Annotated in this window: 16 protein-coding genes and 1 tRNA gene; 8 read left to right on the top strand and 9 right to left on the bottom strand. The window is 66.7% G+C overall.

The features are described 5' to 3' along the window. Window positions 1-15: 15 nt before the first annotated feature. Both K7G82_RS25745 and K7G82_RS25740 read left to right on the top strand, forming a co-directional pair. A complete protein-coding gene (locus K7G82_RS25745) occupies window positions 16-2,139 on the top strand; it encodes an autotransporter assembly complex protein TamA (protein ID WP_222992836.1) in 2,124 nt (707 codons plus the stop codon). Next, window positions 2,139-6,329, top strand: coding sequence for a translocation/assembly module TamB domain-containing protein (locus K7G82_RS25740; protein WP_222992835.1), 4,191 nt, complete (start codon window positions 2,139-2,141; stop codon window positions 6,327-6,329). The genes K7G82_RS25745 and K7G82_RS25740 overlap by 1 nt, the downstream gene beginning before the upstream one ends. A gap of 101 nt (window positions 6,330-6,430) precedes the next feature. On the opposite strand, the gene K7G82_RS25735 is transcribed toward K7G82_RS25740, so the two are convergent. Next, window positions 6,431-6,919, bottom strand: coding sequence for a GFA family protein (locus tag K7G82_RS25735; protein WP_222992834.1), 489 nt, complete (start codon window positions 6,917-6,919; stop codon window positions 6,431-6,433). Window positions 6,920-7,217: 298 nt separating this feature from the next. Here K7G82_RS25735 and K7G82_RS25730 point away from each other — a divergent pair, with 298 nt between their 5' ends. Beyond that, window positions 7,218-7,589: a PRC-barrel domain-containing protein gene (locus tag K7G82_RS25730; RefSeq protein ID WP_222992833.1), complete on the top strand. Its 372-nt coding sequence runs from the start codon at window positions 7,218-7,220 to the stop codon at window positions 7,587-7,589. A 99-nt stretch (window positions 7,590-7,688) separates the two neighbouring features. Here K7G82_RS25730 and K7G82_RS25725 read toward each other — a convergent pair whose 3' ends face one another. Further along, a complete protein-coding gene (locus K7G82_RS25725) occupies window positions 7,689-8,222 on the bottom strand; it encodes a hypothetical protein (protein ID WP_222992832.1) in 534 nt (177 codons plus the stop codon). 225 nt (window positions 8,223-8,447) lie between these two features. Between K7G82_RS25725 and K7G82_RS25720 the strand changes: the two genes are divergently transcribed. Further along, window positions 8,448-9,638 (top strand): dipeptidase, encoded by a 1,191-nt coding sequence (locus K7G82_RS25720; protein WP_222992831.1) that lies wholly within the window; start codon window positions 8,448-8,450, stop codon window positions 9,636-9,638. A 184-nt stretch (window positions 9,639-9,822) separates the two neighbouring features. Next, window positions 9,823-12,036 carry a TonB-dependent receptor gene (locus K7G82_RS25715; protein ID WP_222992830.1) on the top strand — a complete coding sequence of 738 codons (2,214 nt, stop codon included), beginning with the start codon at window positions 9,823-9,825 and terminating at the stop codon, window positions 12,034-12,036. Window positions 12,037-12,126: 90 nt separating this feature from the next. Here K7G82_RS25715 and K7G82_RS25710 read toward each other — a convergent pair whose 3' ends face one another. Further along, complete coding sequence (locus K7G82_RS25710; RefSeq protein WP_222992829.1) at window positions 12,127-13,119, bottom strand: amidohydrolase family protein; 993 nt, start codon at window positions 13,117-13,119, stop codon at window positions 12,127-12,129. Between the two features lie 137 nt (window positions 13,120-13,256). On the opposite strand from K7G82_RS25710, the gene K7G82_RS25705 reads away from it, so the two are divergent. Beyond that, entirely contained in the window at window positions 13,257-14,405 is a 1,149-nt protein-coding gene (locus K7G82_RS25705; RefSeq protein ID WP_222992828.1) for an amidohydrolase family protein, read from the top strand. 52 nt (window positions 14,406-14,457) lie between these two features. Here K7G82_RS25705 and K7G82_RS25700 read toward each other — a convergent pair whose 3' ends face one another. Then, window positions 14,458-15,765 carry a spinster family MFS transporter gene (locus tag K7G82_RS25700; RefSeq protein ID WP_222992827.1) on the bottom strand — a complete coding sequence of 436 codons (1,308 nt, stop codon included), beginning with the start codon at window positions 15,763-15,765 and terminating at the stop codon, window positions 14,458-14,460. Window positions 15,766-16,152: 387 nt separating this feature from the next. On the opposite strand from K7G82_RS25700, the gene K7G82_RS25695 reads away from it, so the two are divergent. Together K7G82_RS25695 and K7G82_RS25690 are read left to right on the top strand one after the other, a co-directional pair. Beyond that, window positions 16,153-16,226, top strand: a tRNA-Gly gene (locus tag K7G82_RS25695). 180 nt (window positions 16,227-16,406) lie between these two features. Then, window positions 16,407-17,711, top strand: a complete 1,305-nt coding sequence (locus K7G82_RS25690; RefSeq protein ID WP_222992826.1) for an acetamidase/formamidase family protein — start codon at window positions 16,407-16,409, stop codon at window positions 17,709-17,711. Window positions 17,712-17,871: 160 nt separating this feature from the next. Here K7G82_RS25690 and pcaD read toward each other — a convergent pair whose 3' ends face one another. From pcaD to K7G82_RS25665, 5 genes are read right to left on the bottom strand one after another with little or no spacing between them, the layout of a single operon-like run. Then, window positions 17,872-18,657, bottom strand: coding sequence for a 3-oxoadipate enol-lactonase (gene pcaD / locus K7G82_RS25685; protein ID WP_222992825.1), 786 nt, complete (start codon window positions 18,655-18,657; stop codon window positions 17,872-17,874). After that, entirely contained in the window at window positions 18,654-19,376 is a 723-nt protein-coding gene (locus tag K7G82_RS25680) for a CoA transferase subunit A (protein ID WP_222992824.1), read from the bottom strand. The genes pcaD and K7G82_RS25680 overlap by 4 nt, the downstream gene beginning before the upstream one ends. A 16-nt stretch (window positions 19,377-19,392) precedes the next feature. Next, the gene (catA, locus tag K7G82_RS25675; protein ID WP_222992823.1) at window positions 19,393-20,319 is read right to left on the bottom strand and encodes a catechol 1,2-dioxygenase; all 927 of its coding nucleotides are present in this window, start codon (window positions 20,317-20,319) and stop codon (window positions 19,393-19,395) included. Between the two features lie 42 nt (window positions 20,320-20,361). Next, the gene (catC, locus tag K7G82_RS25670; protein WP_222992822.1) at window positions 20,362-20,652 is read right to left on the bottom strand and encodes a muconolactone Delta-isomerase; all 291 of its coding nucleotides are present in this window, start codon (window positions 20,650-20,652) and stop codon (window positions 20,362-20,364) included. A gap of 1 nt (window position 20,653) precedes the next feature. Next, window positions 20,654-21,814 carry a muconate cycloisomerase family protein gene (locus K7G82_RS25665; RefSeq protein WP_425517309.1) on the bottom strand — a complete coding sequence of 387 codons (1,161 nt, stop codon included), beginning with the start codon at window positions 21,812-21,814 and terminating at the stop codon, window positions 20,654-20,656. Window positions 21,815-21,841: the final 27 nt, after the last annotated feature.

Below are 21,841 nucleotides of genomic sequence, written 5' to 3'. Positions count from 1 at the left end.
GCCGGCCGTCTGCTCATGAAGCTGTTCCTTCTGTCCGCAGCGGCGACCATCCCGCTGATCCTGGTCGACCCGGCTTTTGCGGCGCAGGTGCGCGCTGTCGATCCTGCGCGCCCGGCGACACAGGCCGCGACCCCGGATGGCGATCCGATCATCACCGATTCGCAATTCGAAGAGGCGCTGCCGCCGATCGATGCCGAACTGGCGCAACCGCTGGCGCCGATCGAGGATATCGACGCGATGCCCGCGGAAACGCCCGACGCGGCGGCGCCATCGGCCCAGCCCGCGCCGCCGCCGGCGGTTGCGACCTCCGCGCCCGATCCGGCCTTGGCGCAGCCATTGCCGTCGCTGGCGACCTTCGATGTCGAGCCGCCCCAGGCCGTGGCGGAGGATGATGCCAAGCCAGCGCCGGCGGTGCGCTACACCGTTGTCGTCGAAGGGCTCGACAAGGTCGGGCTCGAGGATGAGTTTCGCGGTCTTTCGGCGCTCGAAGAGGGGGACGGCAAGGGCGCCAACGGCGCGGTGATCGCTGCGCGCGCGCGTGAGGACGAGGCGCTGGCGCTGCGCATCCTCAAGTCCGAAGGCTATTATGACGCGGTGGTCACGTCGGTGGTCGAGCCCGTCCAGGGCCAGCCGGGCCGCGCCACCGCGACGATCAGCGCGACTGCGGGCACGCGCTATGCACTGGGCGCCATCACCATCGAAGGGCCGGATACGACGCCGCCGGGCATGCCGCGAGAAATATTGGCGCTGAAGACCGGCGACCCCATCGTCGCCGCCACCGTCGAGGCGGCGGAGGCGGGGATCAGCCTCCAGCTTCCGCAGCGCGGCTATCCCTTCGTCGCGGTCGGCGCGCGCGATATCGAGCTCGACGATGCCGATCACACCGGGGACTACACATTGCCCGTCGATCCGGGGCCGCGATCCTCGTTCGGCGGCTACAGGACGACGGGCAAGCAGGCCTTCGACGCCAAACATGTCGGCGTGCTCGCCCGCTTCAAGCGCGGCGAACTGTACGACAATCGCAAGGTCGACGATCTGCGCGAGGCGATGGTCGCCACCGGCCTGTTCGATTCGGTCGCGGTGGAACCGCAGCGCACCGGCGAGACCGCGCCCGACGGCACCGAATATGTCGATCTGCTCGTCACCCAGAATGCCGGGCCGGCGCGCCGTCTGGCGGCGACGGCGGGCTATTCGACGGGGCAGGGGCTGCGCGTCGACGGAAGCTGGACGCACAAGAATCTGTTCCGGCCCGAAGGCGCGCTGATCGTCGCCGCCGTCGCGGGCACGCAGGAACAGGGGTTGAGCGGCACCTTCCGCCGCTCCAACGCCGGCAAGCGCGATCGCACGGTGCTGCTGTCGCTCTCAGCCAACCGGCAGGATTACGACGCCTATGAAGCCCTGACCTTGGGCATCAACGGCCGCATCTCGCGCGATTCCACGCCGATCTGGCAGAAGAAATGGACCTGGGCCTATGGGTTCGAGGCGCTGGCGACGCGCGAAACCCGCTTCGACGACCTGCTGAGCGCCCGCACCCGACAGAATTACTTCATCGGCGGCATCAACGGCCAACTGGGCTATGACACGTCGGACAGTCTGCTCGACCCGAAAAAGGGCATGCGCGCGATGGTGCGGCTGAGCCCGGAAATCTCGCAGAGCGAGGGCAAGAACTTCCAATATGCCCGCGCGCTGGTGGAGGGGAGCGCCTATTACCCCGTGTCCGACAGCCTGGTGATCGCCGGGCGCGTGCGCTTCGGGACGATTATGGGCGCGCCGCGCGACGAGATCGCGCCGTCGCGGCGGCTCTATGCCGGCGGCGGCGGATCGGTGCGCGGCTTCGGATACCAGCAGCTCGGCCCGCGCGATCTGCAGAACAACCCCATCGGTGGGCGCAGCCTGGTCGAAGGCGCGATCGAGGCGCGCTATCGCTTCGGCGATTTCGGCATCGTGCCCTTCCTCGATATCGGGCAGGTCTATGAATCCTCGACGCCGGGCTTCAGCGACCTGCGCATGGGCGCCGGGATCGGCGGGCGCTTCTACACCAATTTCGGGCCGCTCAGGCTGGACGTGGCGACGCCGCTCGGGCGCCGCAAGGGCGAAGCCGCCGTCGCCGTCTATATCTCGATCGGGCAGGCCTTTTGATGGCGGAGGCGGGCGACACCCTGGCGGTCCGGCCGCAGCGTCCGCTGGGCCTGCGGATCGCGATCTGGGCGGGCATCGCGCTCCTGTCCCTCGTGCTGCTCGCCATCGCCGCGATCTTCGCGCTCGATACCGCGCCGGGCCGCCGCTTCGTCCTCAACCAGCTTGACGGCTACGAACTGGAATCGGGGCTGAAGGTCAATATCGGCCGGCTCGACGGATCGCTTTACGGCGCGCTGGTGATCCGCGACCTGCGGCTCAGCGACACCAGGGGCGTTTTCGCCACCGCGCCGCGCATCGATCTCGACTGGCGGCCCTTCGCCTTTCTGAAAAGCCATGTCGATGTCCGCTCGGCGACCGCCGGGCTGGTCACGCTCGCGCGGCTTCCCGAGCTGAAGGCGGTGCCGAGCGATCCAGATGCGCCGATCCTGCCCGATCTCGACATCGATATCGGCCGATTGAAGGTCGATCGGCTGGTGCTGGGGCCGGCGGTCGCCGGCGAGCGCCGCGTGATCAGCCTGGGCGGCAAGGCGGAGATCGCGGACCGGCGCGCGCGGATCACCGCCAATGCCGCGGCGGCGGGCACGGGCGACCGGCTCGCCGTGCTGCTGGACGCGGTGCCCGACGACAATCGCCTGGTGATCGACGCGCGGCTGGCGGCGCCGGTGGGCGGCGTCGTCGCCACCATGGCCGGGCTGACCAAGCCGCTCGACGCCAGGATCGCGGGGCGCGGAAGCTGGGCGGACTGGAAGGGGCGGATCGACGCCGCGCTGGGCGGCCAGCCGCTCGCCGCGATCGACATGACCGCGCGCAATGGCAGCTTCGATCTGCGCGGCCCCCTGCGGCCCGGCCTGATCCTGCAAGGGCCGGTCGACCGGCTGACCGCGCCCGCGTTGATGCTGGAACTGGCGACGAAGCTGGAGGAACGGCGCGCCGATACCCGCCTGTCGCTGCGGTCGCCGGCATTGGCGGTTTCCGCCAACGGCGTGCTCGATCTCGGGCGCAGCCGCTTCGGCGGCATGAAGGTGGATGCGCGGCTGCTGACGCCCGGCGCGATCGCCGAGAATCTGAACGGCCGCGACATCCAGGCCGCGCTCGTCCTCGACGGCGCCTTCGCCGCGCCGGTCGTCGACTACAGGATCCGCGCCGCCGCGATCGGCTTCGGCGACACGGTGGTGGAGGGGCTGAGCGCGCAGGGGCGCAGCCGGGTGGATGCGAACCGGATCCTGGTGCCCGTCTCCGCGCGGATCGCGCGCGTCACCGGGCTGAACGCGGCGGCGGGGGGCATGCTCGTCAATGTCGCGATCGACGGCGATTTCGCGGTGCAGGGCGACAGCATCATGTCCGACAATCTGCGCATCCGATCCAGGCAGATCGATGCGACCGCGATCGTGATCGCCGATCTTTCGACCGGCATCTATCGCGGCGCGCTGAACGGCCGCGTCAATGATTACCGGATCGAAGGTGTCGGCATCGTCAACCTGACGACCGATATCAAGCTGGTGACGGTACCATCGGGCGGCTTCGGCATGCAGGGGCGGTTCGGCCTCGCCACCGTGCGCATCGACAATGCCAGCGCGGCGGAATTCCTGGGCGGCCGAACGGTGATGGCGGGCAATCTGCGCTTCGATCCGGCGGGCATATTCTCGGTCGACAATCTGCGCGTCAACGCCCCCCGATTCCGCCTCGCGGGCGGGCGCGGATCCAATCGGCCCGATGGGCGCATCGCCTTTGTCGCGCAGGGCATGTCCAACCAATATGGCCCGCTCGCGCTCGATATCTGGGGCACGGTCGAACGGCCGCTGGTGCGGTTGCGCGCGGCGCGGCCCAATGTCGGCGTGCAGTTGAGCGATGTGGAGGCGATCATTCGCGGCACGGGCGCTGGCTATGCCGTCACCGCCACGGGCGGATCGCCCTATGGCCCGTTCAACGCCGACATAGTGGTGCGCACCGCCGCCGGGCCGCTGACCATCGATATCAACCGGGCGCGCTTCGCGGGCGTCGATTTCGCGGGCACCGTGCGCCAGCTCGCCGCCGGGCCGTTCGCCGGGCGGCTCACCGCCAGCGGATCGGGCATCACCGGCGTGGTGACGCTGGGCGCGGTCGGCAAATATCAGAGCGCCCTCGTCTCCGCGCGCGCCAATGGCGCGCATATTCCGGGGCAGGCCGGGCTGGTGATCGATCGCGCGATCATCGAGGCGCGCGCGATCCTCTACGAAACGCCGGAGGTGATCGCCGATGTGCAGCTCGCCGGGGTACGCCAGGGCGACTTGCTGATCCAGACCGCGCGCGCGAAGATCAATTATCGCGGCGGACGCGGCACCGCGCAGCTTGTCGCCAGCGGCCGTTCGGGCGCCAGCTTCCGCGTGGCGGCCAACGCGCAGCTCTCGCCCGATCTCTACCGCGTTGCGGCGCAGGGGCAGATCGGCGCCGTGCCCTTCCGCCTGGCGCAGCCGGCGGTGATCCGGGGCGAGGGCGGCGGCTATCGCCTGCTGCCCGTCGCGGTCGTCGTGCCGCAGGGGCAGATGCGGATCGCCGGCCGCTACGGCGCTGCGCTGGAGGCGCAGGCGCGGTTCCAGAATTTCGACCTGTCCGTGCTCAACGGTTTCGCGCCGGGCGCGGGCGTTGGCGGGCGGGCGACGGGCGGGCTCGATTTCGTCCAGGCTTCGGGGGAGGCGATGCCGCGCGCCGATCTGCGGCTGACGATCGACGATTTCACGCGTTCGGGCGCCGCGATCGTCTCGACGCCGGTGGATATTTCGGCGCAGGGCGCGCTCCGGCCCGAGGGCGGCTCCATCGCCGCCATCATCCGCCGGGGCGGGGCGGCGATCGGGCGCGCCCAGTTCCGCCTGCAACCCTCCGGCGGCGGCGCCTGGACGAGCGCGCTGGCCAGTGGCGCGGTGTCCGGCGGCATTCGGTACAATGGCCCGGCGGACGTGTTGTGGAGTTTGACGGGTATCGCGGACCAGCAGCTTTCCGGCCCCGTCGGCGTCGCCGCCGATGTTTCGGGCACGCTTGGCCAGCCGCGCGCGGTGGGCGTGGTCCGCGCCAACGCGCTTGCTTATGAGAACGAGACCTATGGCACGCGGATCAGCGCGATCCGGCTGAACGGCCGCTTCACCAACGACCGGCTGGAGATCACCGAGTTCAACGGCCGCGCCGGCAACGGCACCGTCACCGCGCAGGGCAGCATCGGCTTCGCGGCCAATTCGGGGTTCCCGATCGACCTGCGCGCGACGCTGACCAATGCGCGGCTGGCCGAAAGCGACGCCCTGTCGGCGCGCGTCTCGGGCGATATCGCGGTCACCAACGATGCACGCGGCGCCTTCATCCGGGGCACGTTGCGCCTGCCGGAGGTGCGTTACCAGATCATCCGCCAGGGCGGCGCGGAGATCGCGGAGCTGGAGGGCGTGCGGCGCAAGGGCACCAGCCGCGCCCAGGCGGCGCAGCAGGCCGCCGCCGCCGGGCCGCCGGGGCTGTTCAAGCTCGATCTCAACATCCGCGCGGAGGAACGCCTCTATGTCAGCGGCATGGGGCTGGAAAGCGAATGGGGCGCCAATCTGCGCGTCGGCGGCACCTCCAGCGCGCCGGTGGTGACGGGCGTGGTCGATCTGGTGCGCGGCACCTACAGCTTCGCGGGGCGGCGCTTCGACCTGAGCGACGCCAGCGTCGTGCGCTTCGAGGGTGGCCAGGCGACCAACCCCTCGCTCGAGATTTCGGCGACCGCCGACATCCAGGGCACGGCGGTGACGATCAATATCGGCGGCCGCGCGCTCAATCCGCAGATCGCCTTCACCAGTTCGCCCAGCCTGCCGCAGGACGAGCTGCTCTCACGCATCCTGTTCGGCAATTCGGTGACCGAGCTTTCGGCGATGCAGGCGATCCAGCTCGCATCCGCGCTCAACGGGCTGCGCGCGTCGGGCGGCGGGCTCAACCCGCTCGGCAAGCTGCGCTCCGCGACTGGCATAGACAGGCTGCGGGTGCTGGGCGCGGACGAGGCGACGGGGCGCGGCACCGCCGTCGCCGCCGGCCAATATATCTCCAACGACATCTATGTGGAGATCATCACCGACACCAAGGGCTTCACCGCGACCCAGCTCGAGATCGCGCTGTCGAAGGCGCTGTCGATCCTCAGCCAGACCGGCGGATCGAACGGCACGGCGGTGAAGCTGCGCTATTCGAAGGATTATTGAGCCTTGCGTCTCGCGTAGCCGCCAAGATCCTCACCCCGTCCGCGGGTTTTACGCGAGGCCGCTTTTCAGCGCTGGACGCTTTTTCGTTTTCAGCCGCAAATTCAGTCGATCCAGAGGCCATGCGCCCGGTGCCAATCCTCGAGCGCATCTTCGGGATAGTCCTCGAAACACTGATCCTGCGGGCGGATCTCCGGCTCGACCCATGTCGCTTTCGACGAGAGCATCATATGGACGAGCGACGGGGGCTTCGGCAGCCCGGTATCGATCGCCGATGCGAAGGGATGGACGAGTTCGGGATATTCCGGGCTGAAAACCCAGAGCGCACTGCCGCATCGCGCGCAGAAGTGTCGCTCGCCCGTGCTGACGCGGCACCCGCCCTGGCCGTCGTCCAGCTCGGCGTGAAACACGCTGGTCGCGCCTTCGACTTTCAGTGTTCCCTTGTCGGCGTGAAGATTGATCGCATAGCCGCCGCCACCGGCGGTCTTGCGGCATATCGAGCAATAGCAGCGCATGAACGGCACGGGTGCGTGGCTGTCGACGGAGAATCGCACATTGCCGCACCGGCACGATCCGTTGAGCTTCAGAGGCATGCCAGCTCCTTTCGGGCGATGTCGTCGCATGGACGATCGAGAGCTTGAATTGCGAGCCTGGACCAAAGTTCCCGGCCGCGATGGCTGCGGTTGGTGTCGCAACCTCCATATTGCGTTGCACAATGCCGCAATTCTCCATTTTCGCTTCCGGACGGGATCAGGGAAGCCCGGAATTTCCGGCACGTTCTGCCGCTTGTGCCCGGGTGCGAGGGAGGCTCTGGCGATCGATCGCCGCCGGGGGAAAAATGACGCCCGCTCCTGCGTTGGATCTGCATCAATCGCCGCGAAGGAGATTCACATGGTACAGGCCGACATCGCCACCGACGAAACCAGCCGCCTCATCGCCTCGAACAAGGTCGAAGGCACCAACGTCTATAACCGGGAGGGAGAAAAGCTCGGCTCGATCTATAATTTCATGGTCGACAAGCGATCGGGCCGCGTCGAATATGCCGTGCTTCAGTTCGGCGGATTGTTCGGGCTGGGCAGCGACCATTATCCGCTTCCCTGGGACGTCCTGACCTATGATACCGCCCAGGGCGGCTATGCGGTCAATCTCGACAGGGCCATGCTCGAAAAGGCGCCGCGCTACACAAGCGACCGGGAGCCGGCATTCGACCGGGACTATGGCCGGGAGGTCTATGGCTATTACGGGGTCAGCTATCCCTTCTGATCTCGCGCGCGGCCGGTCCATGGCCCGGCCGCGCCAAAAGCAGCGGCATCCTGCCCGGGCAGTGCGTGGCCGGGCAACTCGAGGATCGCCGCCCTCGCGCTATTTGCGATCCTTGTCCGGATCCGGCTTTTCCGCAGCGGGCGATACGGCGGGTACGATCGGGGCGATCCTGCATTTGGTGGCGCCGGCCAGTCCGCGCAGATAGCCGCGGCGTGCGATGCCGGCGGCGACGGCCGCCTGCAATCGGCGTTCGGCGGGCGCCGCGCCGCTGATCTCGCGGACCAGGCCCCGGAAGGGAATCAGCGAATTGACGATGGTCTTGCCGACGGCCTCGGCGATCTTGCCGGTGCGGTTCTCGTTCGCTTCGGTGCCGACGCCGAAATCCTCGCCAAGCGCAGCATTGAGTTCACCCAGTTCCACATTGATCGGGCGGCATCCGCGCGGTGGGGATGCATAGGGGGCCTGCACCGCTTTCTGCAGGACTTCGGGGATCTCGCCCTTCTTGATGCCGAGGTCGCGCACCGGCTGGCTGGCGATGTTGCCGGCCTTGTCGAGGTCGCTCTGCTTTTCCTGCGCCAGCGCCGTACCCGAAAACAGCAGCGCCGATATGATCCCGCCCGTGATGCTCTTCATGTGGATTCCCTTCCTCGGATCAAACCGATGATAATCGGGCTCGGTTCCCAGCCGAAACGATTATGATGGGTATCGGGATCGAGCGCCTGTTCGGGACGGCATTGGCGCAATCGTCAAAAAGGGCGGCATTTCATCCAAAACGCGCTTCCGGCGGACAGGGTTTCGCGCTTATCATCCTGCTATCGATGCGGGCCCATTCGGGCACCGCACAGGTGGAGGGACGGGATGGATCGGGAACAGGGAATCGGCCGCAGGGCGTTCATGGGCGGCACGGCGGGGGCGGCGGTTGCCGCGCTGGCGGGAAGCGGGATCGCCGGCAGCGGCGCGGCGATGGCGCAGAACAGGCCGGCCGCTGCCGGCGGGCGCGTCGATATCCGGCGGATGCTGATCGTCAACAGCCTTGGCGACCTCGACGACAGCTATGGCCCGCGTCCCCCCGAACTGGACAGCGACAAGCGCATGATGATCAGCCCCGGCGCGTTGCGCGCCGGGCTGGAGTCGGGGCTGACCGCGGTCAACATCACCCTCGATGCCGAGGATTTCGAAGCCTGCACCACGGCGATCGGGCGTTACGACGATTTTGTCCGCAACCATTCGGTCGTGCTGTCGAAGATCTGGACCACGGCGGACATCCGCGCGGCCAAGGCCGCGAACCGGGTCGGCCTGATCTACGGCGTCCAGAACACCACCATGCTGGGCGACAAGGCGGAGCGTGTCGATACGTTCGCGGATCTCGGCCTGCGCATCGTCCAGCTCACCTATAACAGCCTCAACCGGGTCGGCGGCGGATCGATGGCGCCGGGCAATCCGGGGCTCACCGATTTCGGGCGCGAGGTGGTGGAGCGGCTCAACGGCCGTCGCATCGTCGTCGATCTTTCGCATAGCGGCCAGCGCATCTGCCTGGATGCCGTGCGCGCCTCGAAACAGCCGATCGCCATCACCCATACCGGCTGCAAGGCGGTGGCCGATTCCCCGCGCAGCAAGACCGACGAGGAACTGCGCCTGGTCGCCGAACGCGGCGGCTATGTCGGCATCTATTGGGTGATGTATCTGGCGCGCCAGAAGGGCAGGGAAGCCGATATCGACGATGTCGTCGCGCATATCGAACATGCGATCCAGGTCTGCGGCGAGGATCATGTGGGCATCGGCACCGATTACGGCGTCGCTCCGCTCAATCCGGATCGCGCGATCCAGGCGGCGCCCTGGGCGAAGATGGTGGAGGCGCGGGCGAAGGCCGGCGTCGCGGCGCCCGGCGAATACCCCGATATCCTGCCTTATGCGCGCGGCCTGACCGGGCCGGGCCAGTTCCAGGCGCTGGCCGATCGCCTGGCGGCGCGGGGCCATTCGGCCGGGCGGATCGAGAAGATATTGGGGCTCAATTTCACCCGCTATCTCCACGATATCTGGGGCGCCTGAGGAACTGTCCGGGCATGTAAGGGAGCGCGGCTTTCCAGGCCGCCACCGCGCATTGCCCGGCAGCTTGCGGGCACATGTTCTGGCCAGCGGAATTGTAAAGAATATTGATTGTAAAGTAGATTGACATAATCCCTGCCGGGTCTCATGTTTCGGAAAAACCAGAAGCATGAGTGGGAGACGGATTTTGATCGATCATAAGCTGCGCTCTGTCCTTGTCGGTGCATCGCTGGCGGCGCTGGTCGCCGCGACCCCGGCGGTCGCGGGAACGGCCGCGGACGTACCGGCCGATGAGGAGGCACAACCCGGCGAGATCATCGTGACCGCGCAGAAGCGCGAGCAGCGGCTTCAGGATGTGCCGATCTCGCTTGCCGTGGTTTCGGGCAACACGCTCGCCGACCGGTCGATCCAGAGCTTCGAGCAGCTCGCGCCGCTGATCCCCAATCTGATGATCTCGAAATCCGTCGCGTCCAATCTGATCTCGCTGCGCGGCATCGGTTCGGGCACGGGCAGCCCATCGCTCGACCAGTCGGTCGTCCTGTTCATCGACGGCATCTATGCCGGCAATGCCCGCCAGTTCGTCGCGCCCTTTCTCGATATCGAGCGGCTGGAAGTACTGCGTGGGCCGCAGGGCGCACTGGTCGGCCGCAATACCAGCGCGGGCGCGATCAACATCGTCACGCGCAAGCCGGGCAAGGAATTCGGCGGCTATGTGAATGCGGACTATAATTTCCTCTATGACGGCCCCACGCTGGAAGGCGGGGTGGACGTGCCGCTTTCGGAGAGTTTCGCGATCCGCGCGGTCGGGAAATATGCCGATCTGGGCGGCTATATCCACAATGTGACGGTCGGCAAGGATCAGCCGAGCCGCCGCGAGATTTCGGGCCGCATCACCGCCGTGCTGGACAGCGGGCCGGTGCGGATGACCGCGAAATACGAGCATGCCGATGTGAAGGGCGAAGGCTCGCCCGTTCAGCCGGTCGCGCCCGCCGCCGGGCAATATTTCGATTATATCAAGGATTCCCGGCTGCTGACCGGCCCGGAGTTCGACAATCTGAAAAGCGACAATGCCGCGCTCCAGTTCGATGTCGATCTGGGCGGGCCGACGCTGGTGCTGATCAGCGGCTATTCGGCGTTCAACCAGGTTCAGCGCGTCGATGCCGATTTCTATGCGCGCGATCTCTCCTTCTCCGATTTCGACCAGAAATTCGAGCAGTTGAGCCAGGAAATCCGTCTGGTTTCCGAAGCCGGCCAGACGATCGAATATGTACTGGGGGCCTATTATTCGGAGGCCGACCTGCTGGAACAGCGGACCACCGCGACCTTGTTCGCGCCCGCGAGCAGCAGCTACCGCAGCTTCGATCAGGATAGCCGGGTCTATTCGATCTACGGCCAGCTCACCTATAATCTGGGCGATCGCTTCAAGGTCAACGGCAGCCTGCGCTACACGAACGAACGCAAACAGGCGGTCTATCGTCGCTATACCGGCGCGCAGGCCGCGACCGACCGGATCGGAACGCTGGCGGCGACGATCATCGACGAACTGCAGGAAGGCCGCGTCGATCCGGCGCTGTCGCTGCAATTCACCCCCAATTCGGACGCGATGTTCTATCTGAGCTATGGCAAGGGTTCGAAGAGCGGCGGTTTCCAGGGGGCGATCTCCAACGCGGCGCCATTCTCGTTCCAGTTCGCGCCTGAACGCTCCGAATCCTATGAAGTCGGCACCAAGCTGACCCTGCCGGGGATCGGCTATGTCAATCTCGCGGCGTTCCACACCACCTATAAGGGGCTGCAGGTCTCTGTGGCATTGCCGTCGCCCGACGGGCTGACCGCGCCCTTCTTCACGGGCAATGCGCCCGAAGCGCGCGTGATCGGTGCGGAGGCCGAACTGTTCCTGAGGCCGGTGAACGGCTTCGAGATCAACGGCAGCCTCGCCTGGCTGCCCACCGCCAAATATATCGGCTTCACCAACGGGCCCTGCTATGTCGGCCAGACGCCCAATGGCACGCAGCCCGGCTCGTGCAATCTCGATGGCGTGCGGCTGGGCTATGCCAGCAAATATTCGGGCTCGTTCACCTTCACCTATATCCAGCCGGCCGGTTCGGATCTGGAGGTGCGCGCCAGCCTGTCGCCGATCTTCCAGGGACCGTCGATCCGCGAGTTCAGCGCCGATCCGCAATTGCACCAGGATAGCTGGCTCAAGCTCGATGCGCGCATCGCGCTTGCGCAGGCCGACGGGAATTGGGAACTGGCGCTGGTCGGCAGGAACCTCACCAACCGGCGGACCCTGGGCTTCGGCAGCTCGGGCGGCCTTGCCAACACCTTCCTGTCGCCGACGGCGCGGCTGAACGTGATCGATCCGCCGCGCGCGATTTCGGTGCAGGCGCGCTACCGGTTCTGAAGACGTGTCACGGGGCCCCGATGCGCCCTGCGCATCGGGGCCTGCCGTATCAGGGCGCGGAAATGCCGGCGCATCCGCGGCCTGGAACGCTCAAGCGTGCAGGCGGAAGATCCGCTCCGCCGTCCGGTGGTAGATGGTCGCGCGGTCTTCGTCGCTGATCGCGGCCTTGTCCATGCGGTCGACCATGAAGCCGGTATCCTCGAACGGATAATCGACCGCGAACATCATCCGATCCGCGCCCAGCACCTCCAGGCAGAATTTCAGCGCGGGAGACCAGTTCAGCCCGCTGGTCGTGATCGTGAAATTGTCGAGGAAATACTCGCTCGGCCGCCGTTCCAGCCGGTTGCGCTTGATCACGCCCGCGCCGTAGCGCGTATCGACCCGGTCGAGCCAGAAGGGCAGCCCTTCGCCGCCATGGCCCAGGATGACGTGCAGATCGGGCAGCGCGTCGAAGACGCCGCCGATGATCAGCCGCATCGCGTGCAGGCTGGTTTCCACCTGATAGCCCCAGATTGCGAGTTCCAGCCCCACGTCGAACACCGATCGCATCTGCGGCGACGGCGCACGGGGGTGGAGATAGATGGGCATGCGATGCGCCGCCGCGGCCTCCAGCAGCGGGCGGAATTTGGGCAGGTCGAGATACTCGCCATGGGTGTGCGAATTGATGATCACGCCGCGCAGGCCGAGCCTGGTCGCCGCCCGTTCGATTTCGCGCGCCGCGCCTTCCGGGTCCTGCGGCGCGACGGCCGCCAGCCCGGCGAACCGGTCGGGATGCCGGGCGACGGCTTCCGCCAGCCGGTCGTTGGCGATCGCGGCCAGCGCGGTTCCCGTGTCGGCATCGAACACCTGGACGCCGGGGGAGGCGAGCGCCAGCACCTGCATCGCGATGCCATGCTCGTCCATGATCGCGATGCGTTCGTCGTCCAGGTCGAGCAGCTTGCGGCCGAAAGGTCCGCCGTCGATATGCATCTTGTACATGCGCAGGTCCGGATCGCTGGTCCGGTCGACCAGCGGCGCCGCCGCTTCCAGTATCTCGGGGATGAGGAATGCCTCCTCGGTCGCGATCCGCCGCATCTGCGCCATCGGTCTCTCCTGCAATTGTTTCCCCGATCATTGTGGGTTCGGAATATAATGTCAATCTACTTGACATTAGCCGAGCCGCCTCCCTACGCTTGTCAGGCAAGATGGCGCCCGGAGCGCCGCATGATGGAGGGTGCCTGATGTACAAGCTTTTCAGCGTCGACGATCATATCCTGGAACCGCCGACACTCTGGCAGGATCGGGTGCCCGCGAAATATCGCGAACTGGCGCCGCATGTCGTGCGCGACGGCGATCATGAGGTCTGGGCCTATAACGGCACGCGCGGCCATTCGACCGGCCTGTTCGCGGTGGCGGGCAAGAAGCCGGAGGAATGGAACAGCGAGCCCAAAAACTATCTGGACATGGTGAAGGGCTGTTACGATCCGAAGCAGCGCGCGATCGATTTCCTCTCGAACGGCGTCTGCGCCAGCGTCAGCTTCCCGACCCAGGCCGGGTTCAGCGGCGAATTGTTCCTGGGCTTCCAGGATCGCGACCTCGCCTCCGCCTGTATCGAGGCCTATAACGACTTCATCTTCGACGAATGGTGCGCGGGCGGGCCCAAGGGCCTGTTCGTCCCGACGATCCTGACCAAGCTGTGGGATCCCGAGGCTGCGGCGAAGGAGATTTATCGCTGCGCGGCGCGTGGCGCGCGTGCGCTGAGCTTTCCGGAAAATGTGCTGCGTTTCGGCCTGCCGAGCTACTGGACCGATCATTGGGATCCGGTGTGGCGCGCCTGCGAAGAGACCGATATCGCGATCTGCATGCATATCGGCACCGGCTTCGATGCGATGCGCACGGCGGTGGAAGCGCCCTCCACCATCCCCATCGCGCTCGGCAATATCGGCGCGCAGATGGCGATGGTCGATTTCTCGATGAGCCCGGTCTGCCGCCGCTTCCCGAAGCTGAAACTGGTCTTTTCCGAAGGCGGCATCGGCTGGATCCCCGCAGCGCTCGAACGTGCGGACCGCCAGTTCACGCGCCACGCGCCCTGGACCAAGCTGACCGGGATACTGCCGTCGGAGATCTTCGCGCGGAACATGTATTTCTGCATGATCTACGAACCGGTGGCGCTGCATCAGCTGCGGCACACGGTGGGCATCGATCGCATCTTCTGGGAACTCGACTATCCTCATGCCGATACGCCCTGGCCTGATGCCCAGTCCGAAGTGGCCGAACAGTTCGACGATATTCCGGGCGACGAGGCCGATGCCATCCTCTGGAAAAATGCCGAGCGCGTCTTCAACTGGACCTGCGCCGAACTTCCGCGCGAGTATCAAAAGGCGGCGTGACGCCCGCTGAAGTCAGGAAACGGCCGGGCAGGGCGCTGCCCGGCCGTTTTTCTTATCCGCCCGCCGCCTGGCGTGCCAGCGACTCCCGGAAATGCGGCATGCACAGCATCAGGAATACGGCGCCGCCGACATCGCCGACCAGCAGCACCAGCGCCAGCGACCAGCCGATCGCCTTGTCGTCGCCGAACAGATAGTCGGTTGCCAGCGCGACGCTGATCGGGCCGAGCACGCCGCTGAGCAAGGTCACCACCAGCAGGAACAGCGCCGCCATGCGCGCGCGATAGGGGCCCGGCACCAGACGCTGTAGCGCAGCGCCGCCCGAGGGTGCGCAGAATGCGGCGAAGGCGGTCGCGATGGTGAGCAGCACCAGGCTGAGCGGCGCCGACGGCACGATCATCGCAACGGGGCCGAACAGCGTGGAAACGCCGATGCCGATAAGGGCGGCGCGCAGCGTGGCATCCGCATAGCCGCGGCGCGACAGCCGATCGGACAGCGCGCCGCCGGCATAGGCGCCCAATGTTCCGGTGATCAGCAGGATCAGCCCCAGCGTCCAGCCGATCTCCGCCGCGGTGAAGCCGTGGACGCGGATATAGAAGCTCGGTACCCAGGATGTGACGGCGACCGCTGTGGTCGCGCAGAAACCCAGCGCGATGAAATGCCAGGCGACGGCCTTCGCATTGGCGCGCACGAACGGCATCACCGGCGGCCCCGCCGCAGCCGCCCCCGTTGCGCGGACCGGTTCGGCGATGGTCATCGCCAGCGCCGCGACGATCAGGCCGGGCATGCCGACGATGATGAAGACGAGCTGCCAGGCGCGCAGCGGCCCGAACGGCGTATCGACCATGCCGACAGCCGCCGCATACCCCACCACCGATCCGCCGATGACGAGCGCCATGCCCGCACCCACCTTCACGCCCGCGCCGTAGATCGCCATGGCGCGGCCCCGCCGTTCCTCCGGAAACATGTCCGCGATCAGCGAATAGGCGCAGGGGCCGAGCGAAGCCTCCCCCACGCCGACGCCCATCCGCGCCAGGAAGAGCTGCCAGAAATTGCCGGCGAGCCCGCACAGCGCGGTCGCGAAGCTCCAGAAACCGACGCCGACCGCGACGATGGCCCGGCGCGAACGGCGGTCCGCCACCATCGCGATCGGCACGCCCGCCACGGTATAGACCAGCGAGAAGGCGAGCCCCTGCAACAGGCTGATCTGGGTGTCGCTCAGCCCCATGTCGCGCTTCATCGGTTCGATCAGCAGCGACAGGATCGTGCGATCGACGAAGGAGAGGGTGTAGGCCAGGAACAGGATGAACAGCCCCCAGGCGGCCGCGCGTTCGGAAACCTGTTGCGGCTGCGGATCGCTCATGCCGCGCGCCTCGTCACGCCGATTGCTCCGCCGGTTGGGAATCGATGATACGCGCATGGGTTCGGGTTCATCACGGCCTCTCCATCCTGAAGGGCGCGTATCCTTTGGCGGCGTCGGCCCGTTGGGCGGATGGAAGGCCAGTTTGCATTATTTGTCAATCATATTGACAATGATCAGCGCATGGGCCGGCCGGGATCCGGCAGCCATGGCCGAAAGTCACGCACGCATCACGGCGAACATCCCGTTGAAAAAGGGCATCGGCGATCCGGATGGCCGGTCATCGCATGGGCCATGGGCACAATAGGGCTTGCGAGAGAACCGGGACCCGTAGATAGGAGGGCACAGTTTCGGAGCCTTGCCGCCACGATGACGGTCAGGCCAGAAAACGCGGGTGTAGCTCAATGGCAGAGCAGAAGCTTCCCAAGCTTACGACGGGGGTTCGATTCCCCTCACCCGCTCCAGACATCGTCATGATCTGCGCGCCGGTCGGCGCGGGTGCGGCTTGCCTCATTGGCCCCAAAACGCACCCGATCTCACTTCGCCGCAGGATAATCGCGCCGGCCCTGTCGGCTGCGGCGATTGCGCTTTGAGCAGGGCATCCTCCGGATAAGCTGGCGCCTGAATTTCCAAGGGTGGTCAGCATGTCCGAAGCAAGGTCCGTGGTCGAGGTCTATCAGTATAGCGGCGGCATCGTCGGCCCCGGCATCGGGAGCGCCGGGACGGTGCGGGACGGCGGCACCATCCGCACCGGCACGCCGCCGGGCTGCTGGGGGCCGATGATCACGCCCAAATTCCAGGGCGGGCATGAAGTGACGCTGCCGGTGATGGTGGAGGGGGCGGAGATCGGCGACGCCGTCGCGCTCAAGCTGAAAAAGGTGCAGGTGACATCGCTCGCCACATCGTCGGGCGTGATGGAGTTCGTGGAGGGGCGCTATCTGGGCGATCCCTTCGTCGCGAAACTGTGCCCGGCCTGCGGCCTCGCCAGCCCGCCCAGCCATGTCGAGGGCATTGGCGACGATGCCGTGCGCTGCGACGGCTGCGGTGCGGAGGTCAGCGCCTTCCGCTTCTCGAACGGTTATGTGATCGTGCTCGATCGCGAGAACAACCTGTCGCTGACCGTCAGCAAGGATGTCGCGGAAAGCATCGCGGGCGACGCGCGCGCCATGGCCGCCATGCCTGGCCAGTCGGCGCAGCATTCGATCCTGGCGCTGGCGCGCGCCGACATTGCCGGGCTGCCCGCGCGGATGCGGCCGTTCCTGGGCAATATCGGCACCAGCCCGTCGCGCGACTTGCCGGATTCGCACAATGCCGGCGATTTCGGATCCTTCCTGGTCGATGCGCCACATGATTATGCGATGACGCGCGACGAACTCCATCGCCACAAGACCGATGGCCATATGGACACCAACTCGGTGCGCGAGGGCGCGATCCTGATCTGCCCGGTCAAGATTCCCGGCGGCGGCGTCTATATGGGCGACATGCATGCCCAGCAGGGCAATGGCGAGATCGCCGGCCATGCCACCGACGTGTCGGGTGAGGTCGAGCTGGAGGTGGAGGTGATCAAGGGGCTGGCGCTCGACGGCCCGATCCTGTTGCAGCGCGCTGAGGATTTGCCGTTGCTCGCCCAGCCGCTGACCGCCGCCGAGCGTGGCTCGGTCGCGGCGCTTGCCGAACGCTACGGGCAGAAGACGATCGAGGAAAATGCGCCGATCACCTTCATCGGATCGGGCGTGACGCTCAACGAGGCGACGCATAACGGGCTCGATCGCGCCGCCGCGGTCACCGGCCTGCCGCTCGACGAGATCCTCAATCGCGCCACCATCGCCGGATCGATCGAGATCAGCCGCCTGCCCGGTGTGGTGCGCGTCACGTTCCTGTGCCCCATCCATATCCTGAAGCGCTTGGGCATCGCGCATCTGGTCGAGCAGCAATATCGCCGCGATTGAGGGCCTCTAACAGGCTGTTGAATCTGGATTGAAGCCGCCTATGCCGTCATCCCCGCGCAGGCGGGGATCCACAAACGCATGTATTTCAGACAATCCTGGATGCTCAGAGCCTATGGATTCCCGCCTGCTCGGGAATGACGAACTGTTTTCCAACAGCCTGTTAAGCGAGAAAACCAGTCACCGCCTCGGTGAAGCATTCGGGCAGTTCGACATTGGAGAGATGCGCGGCGGGCAGTTCGACCAACTGGCTACCAGCGATGCCGGCGGCCAGCGCGCGCGCATGGTCGGGCGGGGTCGCCGGATCGCGCAGGCCGCCGATCACCAGCACCGGCCGGGCGATGCGCGGCAGCAGCGGACGCATGTCCATCGCCGCGATCGCCGCGCAGGCGCCGCAATAGCCGTCGGGCGCGGTGGTCAGCAGCATCGACCGGATCGTATCGACGGCATCGGGGGATGTGGCGCGGAATTCGGGGGTGAACCAGCGCTCGGTCACCGCGTCCGCGATCGCGGCCATGCCGTGTGCGCGGACCAACGCGATGCGGTCATGCCAGGCGGAGGGCGGGCCCATATAGGCGCTGCTGTTGGCGATGATCAGCCGGCCGATCCGTTCGGGCTGATGCACGCCCAGCCATTGCCCGACCATGCCGCCGAGCGAGAGGCCGCAGACATCGACGGCCGCGATGCCCAGGCTATCGAGCAGCTCCACGGCGTCGAGGCCGAGCCGGTCGAGCGTGTAATCGCCGGCTGGTGCGCCGGACCGGCCATGGCCGCGACTGTCATAGCGCAGCACGCGATGCCGGGCGGTGAGGGCGGCAAGCTGCGGCGCCCACATATCCGTCGTGGTCCCTAGCGAATTGGAGAGCAGCAGGATTGGCGCGTCGCCGGGGCCGTCGATCCGCCACGCGATCGGGCAGCTATCGCTCATCGGCGCGATACCCTCGGTCATGCGGCGTCCACCGTCTGCGGGCGCGGGCGGGTCGTCAGCTTCTCGATCCGTTTCTCATAGGGCGCACCCATGACGACGCGATCGACATAGATGCCGGGCGTATGGATATGATCGGGGTCGATCGAGCCGGCGGGCACGATCTCCTCGACTTCGGCGACGGTCACCTTGCCCGCCGTCGCCATCACCGGATTGAAGTTCCGCGCGGTCTTTCGATAGATCAGATTGCCGGCGGTATCCGCCTTCCAAGCCTTGATGATCGACAGGTCGGCCTTCAGCCAGGTCTCCCGCACATATTCGACGCCATCGAAGATCTCCGTCGGCTTGCCCTCCGCGACGATCGTGCCGACGCCGGTGCGCGTGTAGAAGGCGGGAATGCCGGCGCCGCCCGCGCGGATGCGCTCGGCCAGCGTGCCCTGAGGGTTCAGTTCCAGCGCCAGCCTGCCGTCGAGATAAAGCTGTTCGAACAATTTGTTCTCGCCGACATAGGACGAGATCATCCTGGCGATCTGGCCGTTATTCAGCAGCATCCACAGGCCGAAGCCGTCGGCGCCGCAATTGTTGGAGATGACGGTCAGGCCTTTGGTGCCCGCCGCCATGATCGCGGGGATCAGCCGTTCGGGATTGCCCGACAGGCCGAAGCCGCCCGACATGATCGTCATGCCGTCGAACAACAGCCCGTCGAGCGCGCGGGCCGCGTCGGGATAGATTTTGTCGACCATCGGCCCGCTGCTCCGTTCAGGCGTCGACCGAGGCGCGCGCGCGGGCCATCAGCTCGGTCTCGTCCTCGCTCTCCGCCCGGTTGAGGCGGAAATCGAAGGCGATCTCGGCGAAGGGGACGTTCAGCCCTTCGGCGTGGATGGCCTCGGCTTCGGCGCGGCGCGTCACGTCCGGGATCAGATCGTCATGCGTGGCGAAGGCGAAATCGTCGTGGAGATAGGGGTCGCCGGGAATATTGATCTGCGTCGTCAGATGGCGATGGCCCGGCGCCGACACGAAGAAATGGATATGCGCCGGCCGGTTGCCATGGCGCCCGATCGCGCCGAGCAGTTGCTCGGTCGATCCCTGCGGCGGCACGCTGTAGCCCGAGGGGACGATGCTGTGGAAACGATAGCGTCCCTCGGCATCGGTCTCGATGCGGCGGCGGTTGTTATAGGCGGTCTGGCCGGGATCGAACACCGAATAGGCGCCCAGCGTGTTGGCGTGCCAGACATCGACGATCGCGCCGGCGATCGGCGTGCCGTCGGTCTCGCGGACGGTGCCGTGCATCACCAGCACCTCGCCCTTGTCCGATCCGTCGTCGAGCCGCGCGAACCCCTGCGACAGCGGCGCCCCCGCTACATAGAGCGGCCCTTCGATCGTGCGCGGCGTGCCGCCGGCGATGCCCGCCGCCTTGTCCTGCAGGTCCATGCGCACGTCCAGGAAATGATCGAAGCCCAGGCCGGGCGCGATCAGGCCGAATTCGGGCGCGGCCTGTTGCAGGAAGTGCAGCGCGTGCCAGAATTCCTCCGCGGAGACGTCGAATTCGTCGATCGTCGAGAACAGGTCGCTCACGATCCGGCGGACGATCGCCTTGGTGCGCGGATCGCCCTGGGGATCGGCGGTGCCGGCGATCCGGTCGAGATAGGCCTGGATCTCTGCGCTCTGGACGAGGGGTGAAGTCATGATGTTTCTCCTGTGCTGACCGGGCTGTCTGGCGCCCGGCATTTATCGGTCGTCGGAATGGATCGAGGAAGGGTGGCGGCAGAGCGGGGTGACGCTGATCTCCATGAAGGGGAACAGCGGCAGGCTCATCAACAGATCGTGGAGCGCGGCGTTGTCGGCGACGTCGAAGATGCTGACGTTGCGATAGGCGCCGGCGACGCGCCACAGATGCCGCCAGGTGCCGGCTTGCTGGAGCTCTTGCGCGCGCGCCTTCTCCTCGGCCTTCAGCCGTTCGATATAGGCGGGATCGGCGTCGTGCGGGATGCGGACGTCCATGGTGACGTGGAACAGCATGTCAGGCCTTTGCGATGGCGGGAACGGAAAGCGGCGCGGATCGCGTGCGATCGCGGCGGAAGCGGGCGATCTTGTCGGGATCGAGATGGATGCCGAGCCCGGGCGCGTCGGGTATGTCGAGCGCGAAATCATGATAGGCGAGCGGCGCGGTCAGGATTTCCTCGGTCAGCAGCAGCGGGCCGAACAATTCGGTGCCCCATTCCAGGCGGGGCAGGGTGGCGCACAGATGCGCCGCCGCCGCCGTGCCGATGCCCGCTTCCAGCATGGTGCCGCCATAGACGGCGACGCCCGCCGCACCCGCGATCGCCGCCAGTTTCCCCGCGGCGAACAGGCCGCCGGCCTGGGCGGGCTTGATCGAGAAGATATGGGCGGCGGCCTGCGCTGCGAAGTCGAAGCCGTCGGCGGGACCGCGCAGCGCCTCGTCCGCCATGATCGGGATCCGGGCCTCTGCGGTCAGCCGGCGCATCGCCCCGCGATTCCAGGCCGGCACCGGCTGTTCGACCAGATCGGCGCCGGCATCGGCCAGCCGCGCGATGCCTTCGCGCGCGGTCGGCTCGTCCCAGGCCTGGTTGATGTCGACGCGGATGCTCACCGCATCGCCCAGCGCGCGCTTGATCGCGGCGACATGCGCGACATCCTCGGCCACGGGCCGCTTGCCGATCTTGAGCTTGAAGGCGTTATGGCGGCGGCGCGCCACCATCTCGGCGGCCTCGTCGATATCGCGGCCGGTGTCGCCGCTCGCCAGGGTCCACAGCACCGGCACGCTGTCTCGCACCTGGCCGCCCAGCAGCATCGAGAGCGACAGGCCCAGCCGCCGGCCCAGCGCGTCGAGCAGTGCCGTCTCGATCGCATTCTTGGCGAAATGATTGCCGACGATATGCCTGTCGAGCAGCGCCATCGCCGCCGCTGGGCGATCGGCGTCACACCCGATGAGCAGCGGCGCGAAATAGGTGTCGATGGCGAGTTTGATGCCCTCGGGGCTTTCCGGGCCATAAGCGAGGCCGCCGATCGTGGTGCCCTCGCCGATGCCCATGCTGCCGTCGTCGCAGTGGATTTCGACCACGGCCAGCGTTTGCCGGCTGATCGTCGTCATCGACAGGATATGCGGGCGGATCGTCGGCAAATCTACCAAATAGGTATCGATCTTCTCAATCTTGATCACGACGCCGTCATCTTTCAAATCGCTTTT

The organism is Sphingomonas colocasiae (genome assembly GCF_019880585.1).
GTDB lineage: Bacteria > Pseudomonadota > Alphaproteobacteria > Sphingomonadales > Sphingomonadaceae > Sphingobium_A > Sphingobium_A colocasiae.
The sequence above is the reverse complement of the archived record's forward strand: the minus strand, read 5'-3'. Positions and strand labels throughout refer to the sequence as shown.